Annotated in this window: 4 protein-coding genes and 3 pseudogenes; 4 read left to right on the top strand and 3 right to left on the bottom strand. The window is 68.1% G+C overall.

Going from position 1 to position 8,429, the window contains the following annotated elements; translation table 11 throughout:
- Positions 1-109 precede the first annotated feature (109 nt).
- Entirely contained in the window at positions 110-1,645 is a 1,536-nt protein-coding gene (gene glpK, locus M3B01_RS09480; protein WP_193866454.1) for a glycerol kinase GlpK, read from the top strand.
- Positions 1,646-2,052: 407 nt separating this feature from the next.
- On the opposite strand, the gene M3B01_RS09475 is transcribed toward glpK, so the two are convergent.
- Positions 2,053-3,039 (bottom strand): SMP-30/gluconolactonase/LRE family protein, encoded by a 987-nt coding sequence (locus tag M3B01_RS09475; protein WP_259791572.1) that lies wholly within the window; start codon positions 3,037-3,039, stop codon positions 2,053-2,055.
- A 212-nt stretch (positions 3,040-3,251) separates the two neighbouring features.
- Between M3B01_RS09475 and M3B01_RS09470 the strand changes: the two are divergent.
- From M3B01_RS09470 to M3B01_RS09460, 3 pseudogenes are all read left to right on the top strand, one after another.
- Positions 3,252-4,220, top strand: a pseudogene (locus tag M3B01_RS09470) (carbohydrate ABC transporter permease).
- A pseudogene (locus M3B01_RS09465) lies at positions 4,217-5,152 on the top strand (carbohydrate ABC transporter permease). Before M3B01_RS09470 ends, M3B01_RS09465 begins: the two co-directional pseudogenes overlap by 4 nt.
- A pseudogene (locus tag M3B01_RS09460) lies at positions 5,038-6,348 on the top strand (extracellular solute-binding protein); the annotation flags it as partial. The pseudogenes M3B01_RS09465 and M3B01_RS09460, both read left to right, overlap by 115 nt.
- Positions 6,349-6,687: 339 nt before the next feature.
- Here the strand turns inward: M3B01_RS09460 and M3B01_RS09455 are convergent.
- A complete protein-coding gene (locus M3B01_RS09455) occupies positions 6,688-7,422 on the bottom strand; it encodes a FadR/GntR family transcriptional regulator (protein WP_259791577.1) in 735 nt (244 codons plus the stop codon).
- Positions 7,419-8,426 (bottom strand): dihydrodipicolinate synthase family protein, encoded by a 1,008-nt coding sequence (locus M3B01_RS09450; RefSeq protein WP_259791570.1) that lies wholly within the window; start codon positions 8,424-8,426, stop codon positions 7,419-7,421. The genes M3B01_RS09455 and M3B01_RS09450 overlap by 4 nt, the downstream gene beginning before the upstream one ends.
- Positions 8,427-8,429 lie beyond the last annotated feature (3 nt).

Raw genomic sequence — 8,429 nt, 5'->3', positions numbered from 1 at the left:
CAGCCCCGGGGCGCGCCGCGATGCGCCCCACCCCCGAACCACCCGACGGCGGGCCCCGTCGACGGGCGCACCATCACCACCGCTCGAGATCATCATCGAAGGAGACCCGATGAACGACGAGACCATGTACATCCTGGCCATCGACCAGGGCACCACCTCCACCCGCGCGATCATCTTCGACCACGCGGGCCAGATCATCTCCACCGGCCAGCAGGAGCACGAGCAGATCTTCCCGAAGTCCGGTTGGGTCGAGCACGACCCCAAGGAGATCTGGCGGAACACCCGAAAGGTGGTCGGCGAGGCCCTGGTCGGTGCCGAGATCAACCGCCACCAGCTGGCCGCCGTGGGCATCACCAACCAGCGCGAGACCGCGGTGGTGTGGGACAAGAACACCGGCGAGCCCGTCTACAACGCGATCGTCTGGCAGGACACCCGCACCGCGAAGATCTGCGACGAGCTGGCCGGCGACGAAGGTGCGGAGAAGTACAAGGAGCGCGTGGGCCTGCCCCTGGCCACGTACTTCTCCGGGCCCAAGGTCAAGTGGATCCTGGACAACGTCGAGGGTGCCCGCGAGAAGGCCGAGGCCGGTGACCTGCTGTTCGGCAACACCGACTCGTGGCTGGTGTGGAACATGACCGGCGGTGTGAACGGCGGCGTGCACGTCACCGACGTCACCAACGCCTCCCGCACCATGCTGATGAACATCGACACCCTCGACTGGAACGAGGACATCGCCAAGGACATGGGCATCCCGCTGTCCATGCTCCCGGAGATCAAGTCCTCCTCCGAGGTGTACGGGTACGGTCGCAAGCAGGGCCTGCTCATCGACACCCCGATCGCCGGCATCCTCGGCGACCAGCACGCCGCCACCTTCGGCCAGGCCTGCTTCGAGGTGGGCATGGCCAAGAACACCTACGGCACCGGCAACTTCATGCTGATCAACACCGGTGAGGAGCTGGTGCGCAGCGAGAACGGCCTGCTGACCACCGTGTGCTACAAGATCGGCGACAACAAGCCGATCTACGCCCTGGAGGGCTCCATCGCGGTCACCGGCTCGCTGGTGCAGTGGGTGCGCGACAACCTGGGCCTGATCAAGGACGCCCCGGAGATCGAGAAGCTCGCCGAGCAGGTCGACGACAACGGCGGCTGCTTCGTGGTCCCCGCGTTCTCGGGCCTGTTCGCCCCGCACTGGAAGGCCGACGCCCGCGGCGCCATCGTGGGCCTGACCCGCTTCCACAACAAGGGCCACATCGCCCGTGCCGCACTGGAGGCCACCGCCTTCCAGTCCCGTGAGGTGCTAGATGCGATGAACGCCGACTCCGGCGTTGACCTCACCGAGCTCAAGGTGGACGGCGGCATGGTGAAGAACGAGCTGCTGATGCAGTTCCAGGCCGACATCATCGGTGTGCCCGTGGTACGCCCCAAGGTCATCGAGACCACCGCCCTGGGTGCCGCCTACGCGGCCGGCATCGCCGTGGGCTTCTGGGACGGCGAGCAGGACGTCATCGACAACTGGGACGAGGACAAGCGCTGGGAGCCCTCGATGGACGAGGAGACCCGCGAGCGGTACATGCGCCTGTGGAACAAGGCCGTGGAGCGCACCTTCGACTGGATGGACGACGACGTCGAGGCGCTGCAGGCCTGACGATGCACGGCAGGCCCGCTGCGCGCCGGCGGCGGGCCAGCTGGCCTGATCAGGCCGGGCGCACTGCTCTCGCCTGCCGGACGGGCACGCACTTGATCTGGCGGCGGTTGCGCCGCGCCGGCCTGATCGCAGACACGCCGTCCTCCAGTCTCGAATCCCCTGATTGCCACCGCCGACGGTGGCAATCAGGGGATTCGCATATGTGCAGCGGCGTGTCAGAGCGGGAGGTGGCCTGGGCACCCCGTGCCCCGGGAGCACGGGCCCGGCACCGTCTGCTGCATGAGTTACGGGTGAGTACGTTCCAGATCCTGGAATGTACTCACCCGTAACCGTCGGTGAAGTGGGATGGGTGGTGTTCCGGGCCGACGAGCGGGGACGGGTGGTGTGTGCTGCAGGGCACCGTTCCCTCACCCTCCGAACAGGCGCTCCTCCGCGGAGCCGCGCACGCCGCCGCCCACCTGCACCGCGAACAGCGAGCCGGCCTGCGGGTCCTCGCCGTCCTCGAGGTTCTCCCGGCTGGTGGTGATGAACAGCGTGGAGCGGTCGGCCCCGCCGAACGTGCAGGCCGTCACCTGCCTGGCGCCCACGGTGATCCGCTCGGTCACACTGCCGTCGGAGTCCAGCCCCAGCACCTGGGAGCCGCCGTTCATCGCCACCCACACGTTGCCCTCCGCGTCCAGGCACAGCCCGTCGGGATGGCCGTCCTGCTCGTTCAGGTCCGCGAAGGTGCGCCGCTGCACCAGGCCCGCGCGGTCGTCCCAGTCGAAGAGGTCCACGCGCCCGGTGGGGGTGTCCACGTAGTAGGCGCGGGCGCCGTCGGCCGTGAAGGCGAGTCCGTTGGAGACGGTGATGCCGGTGAGGATGCGGGTGGTGGTGCCGTCGGGCATCAGGCGCCACATCGCGGCCGCACCCTCGGCCTGGTCGTAGTGCATGGAGCCGCACAGGAAGGAGCCGTCCGGGGCGATGGCTCCCTCGTTCATCCGCACGTTCTCCTCCCACAGCGGCGGCAGCTGCTCGATGGAGCCGTCGGCGTCCTCGAGGGCGAAGCCCTTCTCGATCGCCAGCACCGCGCCACCGCTGGAGGCGGGGCGCACGCAGGCCACCACGGGGCTGGGCGTGGCGATGCGGGCGACGGCGTGATCGGTGCCGGCGCTTACCCCGGTGCTCGCGCCGTCGGACCCCGCGCTTCCCCCGGTGCTCGCGCCGTCGGACCCCGCGCTTCCCCCGGTGCTCGCGCCGTCGGACCCCGCACCGCCCGCGCTCGCTCCTTCGGCCGACAGCTGCATGATGTCCCCGGCCAGCATGTCCACCCAGCGCAGGCCTCCCCAGGTGTCGGACCAGTGGGGCCCCTCGGCGTGGTAGCAGATCGAGTCGGTGATGCGGTCGGCGTGCATAGGGGCCTCCGGTTCCGTGGCGGCCGCGCGGTCCCGGGCCGGGATGCTCGGGATCGAAGCGGCAGGGCTGCTACCACCGTACGTGCCGTGAGCGGAGGACAGCGGGGGAAAACCGGTCAAGGTGCGCCTTGCTGACGCTCTTGTCATAATGACCGGGCGCTTCAGCGCCGAGCACCGTGGCAGTTGTTCCGTCCTCACCGATAAGAGCTTCGATGACCGAGACCTCTCGCGCCCGCCCCGCTGCTGCGCCCGGACCTCCGGTGCCCTCCGATCTGAGGGCAGCTCCACCCCGTCGACGGCGGATGAGCAGGCGCACCCGGCGCGACGCCTTGGTCTTCCTCGCTTTCGCGGCACCGAATCTGGTGCTGATCGCGATGTTCACCTACCGGCCCCTGTTCCTGAACATCCAGTACTCGATGCTGGACTGGACGCTGGGCTCGCGCACCGCCACCTTCGTCGGCCTGGACAACTAAATCTAGTTCTTCACCTCGGACCAGGGCCTGACCAGTCTCCGGATCACGGCGATCTTCACGCTGTTCACCGTCGGCGGTTCGATGGTGCTGGGCCTGCTGATCGCGCTGGCCCTGAACATCAACATCCCCGGCCGCATGCTGGCGCGATCGGCCGTGTTCGCCTCCTACGTGCTCTCCGGCGTGGGCGTGGGCCTGGTGTGGCTGTTCATCTTCGACCCGAACTTCGGGGTGCTGGGCTGGATCCTGGGCCGCCTGGGCCTGGGCAGCCCGCAGTGGTACCTGGACCCGGACATGTCGCTGGTGATGGTGATCATCGTGTACGTGTGGAAGAACCTGGGTTACTGCGCGATCGTCTCCCTGGGCGGTCTGCAGTCCCTCTCCCAGGACGTCATGGACGCCGCCCAGCTCGACGGCGCCGGGGCGGTGCGCCGCTTCTTCAGCATCTCGCTGCCGCTGCTATCGCCCACCACTTTCTTCCTGCTCATCACCACCATGCTCAACAGCCTGCAGGCCTTCGACCTGCTGCGGATCATGACTCCCACCGGGCGCGGCACTAACACCATGATCTTCGAGTCCTACCTGCAGGCGTTCGGCGGCTACTCCCGGGCCGGGTACTCCGCCACGATCTCGGTGCTGCTGTTCGTGATCCTGATCGTGATGACCGTCGCCCAGATCCTGCTCGTCGAGCGGAAGGTGCACTACTCATGAGCGCCACCACCGCGCCCCGCCCCCTCTCTGATCCCGGGGCGAACCCGAACGGTGACCCCGATCGGGTCCGCACCCATCGCAGCAGCAGCCCCTTCAGCCGCCACAACCTGGTGGCCACCATCACCGGCGGGTACGTCCCCCTGCTGCTGGCCACCCTGGTGATGGTGCTGCCGCTGCTGTGGATGATGATCAGCTCCTTCAAGGCGCCCGGGGAGATCCTCTCCACGGACCTCCATGTGCTGCCGGAGAACCCCTCCCTGGCCAACTACGAGGCCGCCTGAAACTCGGTGCCGATCCCGCGGTTCTTCCTGAACTCCGTCACCGTCACCACCATCGGCGCCACCATCAAGGTGCTGCTGGCGATCTTCACCGCCTATGCGCTGGTGTTCGTGCGCCTCCCGTTCAAGCGGGTCATCTTCGTGCTGATCCTGGTGGCGCTGATGGTGCCCCCGCAGGTGTCCATCCTGCCCAACTACGTGCTGATCGCAGGCCTGGGCGGGGTGAACACCTACTGGGGCATCATCCTGCCCGGCCTGGGCACCGCGTTCGGCACCTTCCTGCTGCGGCAGTACTTCCTCACCATCCCGTACTCGATACTGGAGGCGGCCGAGCTGGACGGCGCCGGTCGCCTGCGCACCCTGTGGCCCGTGGTGGTGCCGGTCTCGATCCCCTCGGTGGCTACCGTCGCCCTGGTGACCATCGTGACCGAGTGGAACGAATACATCTGGCCGCTGATCATCACCTCGGAGGCCAACCGGATGACCCTGCCGGTGGGCCTGACCGCCCTGCAGAACTCCGAGGGCAACACCGGATCCGGATGGGGCATCCTCATGGCCGGCACCGTGCTGGTGATCGTGCCGGTCCTCATCGTGTTCGCCATGCTCCAGCCCCACATCGTCTCCGGCCTCACCCAAGGCAGCGTCACCGGCTGACGCGACCGCGTCGGCCCGAACCCTCGAAAGGATCGCCCATGACCCGATCACTTCATCTTCCCCGTGGTCTCAGCCGACGCTCCCTGCTGGGTGCAGGCGCCCTCGGTGCGGGCGCGCTCGGCCTGGCCGCCTGCGGCGGTCCCGAGGTCGGCGGTGGCGGCAGCGACGGCGGGAGCGGTGGCGCCGAGGAGAAGGACCTCGACTTCGCCGACGTCGAGCCCGCCGATCAAATCGACTTCTGGACCAACCACCCCGGCGGGTCGCAGGAGGTCGAGAAGGAGCTGCTGGCCGCGTTCACGGAGGAGGCCGGCATTGCGGTCAACCATGTGACGGCCGGCTCCAACTACGAGGAGATCGCCCAGTGCTTCCAGACCTCCCAGGCCGCCAACTCCGGCCTGCCGGCCGTGGTGGTGCTCTCGGACGTGTGGTGGTTCCGCTACTTCGTCAACGGCAACATCATCCCCATCGACACCCTGGTGGACCAGCTGGGCATCGACCTGTCGGACTACCGCGACTCGCTGGTGGCCGACTACCAGTACGACGACAAGCAGTGGGCGCTGCCCTACGGCCGCTTCACCCCGCTGTTCTACTACAACAAGGACCACTTCAGCGCCGCCGGCCTGCCCGGCCGGGCCCCCGAGACCTGGTCGGAGTTCGAGGAATGGGCGCCGGAGCTCACCCAGGGCGACACCGCCTACATGTACCCGGACCTCGCCGGCTACGCGGGCTGGACGTTGCAGAACGTGCTGTGGGGACACGGCTCGGGATGGTCCGACGAATGGGACATCACCTGCGCGGAGCCCGAGGCGATGGAGGCGATGCAGTGGGTCCAGGACTCGGTGTTCTCCAAGGGCTGGGCCAAGGTCTCCTCCGGCGACTCGGCTGACACCTTCGCCGCCGGGGTGTGCTCCACCACGATCGCCTCGACCGGTTCGCTGGTGGGGGTGCTCGAATCGGCCCGCTTCGAGGTGGGCGTGGGCTTCCTGCCCGGCGGGTCCGAGAGCGGTCCCGTGTACCCCACCGGCGGTGCCGGCCTCGGCATCCCCTCCGCGATCAGCAAGGAGGAGCAGCTGGCCGGAGCGAAACTGATCGAGTTCATGGGCCGGCCCGAGAGCACGGTCGCGTTCTCCGCCGCCACCGGGTACATGCCGATCCGCAAGAGCGCGGACCTCTCCGAGCTCACCGCGAAGACCCCGCAGATCCAGACCGCGGTGGACCAGTTGGAGGTCGCCAAGCCCCAGGACTACGCCCGCGCATTCCTGCCCGCGGCCGACCAGGAAATGGCCAAGTCGATCGCAGAGATCGTGACCACCGAGGGTGACGTGCAGACAGCGATGGAGGGGCTCAAGAAAACCCTCGAGGGCATCTACACCAAGGAGGTCGAGCCCAAGCTCGGCTGGCCCGGGCTTGTCACCCGCCCCGTGCCCCGCCCCGTGCAGCGCGCACGGGGTGCAGCGGTTGGTGGGGTGTGCTCGGGTGGGCTGCGCTCGCAGACCACCCCGAGCACCCTGAACATGAATTTCACTCTGGCGGGGTCAGTCCGGCTTTTCCGGCGTTGCGCGGGAGATTCTGATCCGTACACCGTCGAAATGATCGCGCATGCGCACCCGGTACTGGTCGACATCCGCTCGATCGATGGCTGCGAGCAGACGGCTGTGCCAACCCCACGCCTCCATCGGGGTGTAGTGCGGCCCTGGCAGATGCGGATCCACGGCGTGGAAAGACGCCCAGAACACGCCGAGCAGCTCGTTGACCAGCGTATTGCCCAGTGGTGCGTACAGCGCTGCATGGAAGGTGAGGTCCTCCTCGGGGAAGAACTCGCCTGCCTGGGCCTTCACCCGCATCCGGTCGGTGATCCGCGCGAGTTCCTCGGTGCCGCGTCGGGCATGCACCCGGATCACATCGGAGGCCAATCCCACTTCAAGCGCCTCCCGCAGTTGGAGCAGCTCTGCGGCCTCACGCACGTCGCCGGGGATCGAGCGACGAAGCCGGAACGTGAGGAAGTCCTGCAGCGGGGCCAGGGGTAGAGCCCCCACGTACGTTCCATGACCGTGGCGGACCTCGACATACCCGAGGGCCTGGAGGGCCTTGATGGCCTCCCTCACCGGGTTGCGGGAGGCTCCCAGCAGGGTGACCAGCTCACCCTCGGTGGGCAGGGGGTCCCCGGGCTGGAGGTTGCGGTCCAGGATCATTTGCTTGATCGCTTCCCGGATCCGCTCCTGGTTGGTGGGGGAGGGGGTGAGGGGCGGGACAGGGCCGGTCGAACTCATGAGCGCTCTGTAGAGGCCGAGCGGGCGTCGGACCAGGAGTCACCGCTGGTGAGACCGGCAGAGGGGCCGTGCGCCGCGAGGATCTCGGCGACGACCGACCGGTCCGCGTCGTCGAAGAGGACCGAGGGTGGCGCGCAGCGGTCGTCGGCGAAGTGGCCGAGCTGTTTGATTGCGGTCTTGAACGCCCCCAGTGCCCGAGAGCTGCCCCCCATCGGCGTGTGGGTGGGGATCTCGACAATCGAGAACAGGCGTTGTAGGCGCTCCTGCTCCTTCTGCGCGCGATCGCCGTCACACAGGGCGTGCTCCATGAGGGAGACGTAACCGGCTGGGTCGATGTTGCCGAGGCCGGGCACCAGTCCGTCCGCGCCAGCGCGCAAGGCAGCAAGCGCATCTGTCTCGGACCCCGAGAGAACATGGAAGTTCGACAGCCTCCGTGCTGCTCGCCCGGCCAGGATCGCCCGCAGGTACTCCAGGTCTCCGGACGAGTCCTTGAAGCCCGCGAAGGTGCCGTCCGCGGCCAGGTCGAGGACCACGTCCACGGGGATGGAGGTGTCGTTCACCCGTGGAGGGTTCTCGTAGCCGTACACCGGCACGTCTCCCGCAGCCTGCTTGATGCGCCGGAAGTGGGTGAGCATCTCACCGTGGCCGGTGGCGGCGAAGAAGGGGGCGGTGGCCACGACGGCATCAGCTCCCAGCGGGATCAACAGGTGCGCCTGTTCGATGGCGCGCTCACTGGCCATGTCGGAGATCCCCACCAGCACCGGGACGCGACCAGCGACCTGGTCCACCGTGGTGCGCACCACCAGCTCGCGCTGCCGGTCAGTGAGGAACCCGAACTCGCCACTGGTGCCCAGGACGAACACGCCGTGGACTCCTCCGGCGATCAGGTGATCCAGGTGCCGGCGCAAGGAAGCGGTGTCGATGTCGTCATCGGCCCCCAGCGGGGTGCACACGGGGATGATCACGCCGGTGCCGACCGGGCGGGTGCGGGTGTTCGTGGTCATGTC

The organism is Brachybacterium sp. p3-SID957 (assembly GCF_025144775.1).
Classification (GTDB): Bacteria; Actinomycetota; Actinomycetes; order Actinomycetales; family Dermabacteraceae; genus Brachybacterium; species Brachybacterium epidermidis.
Note: the sequence above shows the minus strand (reverse complement) of the source record. Positions and strands in the feature narration are given on the sequence as shown.

What these genes read in the sequence shown, in the direction of transcription:
- glpK (WP_193866454.1), top strand. Translation starts at nt 110, where the DNA reads ATGAACGACGAGACCATGTACATCCTGGCCATCGACCAGGGCACCACC.
- M3B01_RS09450 (WP_259791570.1), bottom strand. Translation starts at nt 8,426, where the DNA reads ATGACCACGAACACCCGCACCCGCCCGGTCGGCACCGGCGTGATCATC.
- M3B01_RS09455 (WP_259791577.1), bottom strand. Translation starts at nt 7,422, where the DNA reads ATGAGTTCGACCGGCCCTGTCCCGCCCCTCACCCCCTCCCCCACCAAC.
- M3B01_RS09475 (WP_259791572.1), bottom strand. Translation starts at nt 3,039, where the DNA reads ATGCACGCCGACCGCATCACCGACTCGATCTGCTACCACGCCGAGGGG.